Origin of the sequence: Campylobacter sp. B0100352/1, from assembly GCF_020135855.1 — a bacterium.
Taxonomy (GTDB): domain Bacteria; phylum Campylobacterota; class Campylobacteria; order Campylobacterales; family Campylobacteraceae; genus Campylobacter_D; species Campylobacter_D taeniopygiae.
The window spans coordinates 1-918 of record NZ_JACHTP010000077.1 but is presented as its reverse complement, the minus strand read 5'-3'; the positions used below and the strand labels follow the sequence as shown (position 1 = coordinate 918).

At 31.0% G+C, this 918-nt stretch carries 1 protein-coding gene; it reads right to left on the bottom strand.

Annotation, left to right across the window (positions count from 1 at the left end; all coding sequences use genetic code 11):
* Nucleotides 1-6: 6 nt before the first annotated feature.
* A partial coding sequence (locus H2279_RS08590; RefSeq protein WP_337196285.1) for a methyl-accepting chemotaxis protein occupies nucleotides 7-918 on the bottom strand: 912 nt, incomplete at its 5' end.

Here is a 918-nt window from a genome sequence, read left to right as displayed (position 1 = left end):
GATCTCTTAAAATCTTTTCTTCTTAACATCTTCTAATATATTATTAGCTATATCACTAACTGTATTAGAAATGATAGCTGATTCATTAGCAATTTCTACATTGTCTTTAGTAGTTTGATCAATAGCAGCTACACTTTCATTGATTTGAGTAATACCTGCAGTTTGTTCTTTAATAGATTCTGCCATATCATTAATAGATTGAACTAATAAATTTGTATTAGCTTCTATTTCACTCAATGATTTTTGAGTTCTTTCTGCTAGTTTTCTAACTTCATCAGCCACAACAGCAAATCCACGTCCATGTTCTCCTGCACGTGCAGCTTCTATAGCAGCATTTAAGGCTAAAAGATTGATTTGATCTGCAATATCTCCAATAATACCTGTAACGTTTTTAATCTCTTCTGATTGAGTGATAACATCACTAGTCTTTACAGAAACATTTTGCATAGAAGAAGTAATCTCTTCTAAAGCAGCAGCTGTTTCTTCTAAAGAAGCTGCTTGAGAATTAGAAGAGCTAGTTAGGTTTTGAACAGCGTTTTGTAATTTAGAACTCTCACTTGCTAAGTGATTAGCAAATTCAGAACTTTGTTTTAACATCTTAATGATTTCTTCACCTAAAGCATTAGTAGTTACTTCAACACTACCTTTAGCATTGTCTAATTTGTTTCTAAAATCTAAGCTCTTATATTCTTCAAAGATTTTATGAATAGCATTCATATCAGATCCTACTTTTTCTTGTAAGACATCTAAGAGTTTATTTAAAACATTTTTGAGTTCTATTAATTGTGGATTTCTAGGACTTGCAGTGATTCTTGCAGTTAAATCTCCTTTTTCTACTACTTGAACAGTAGAAACAGATTCTTTTACAGCTTGGTTATCTTGTTCTAAACCTTGTTTAGTCATAAGGATGTTTTCATT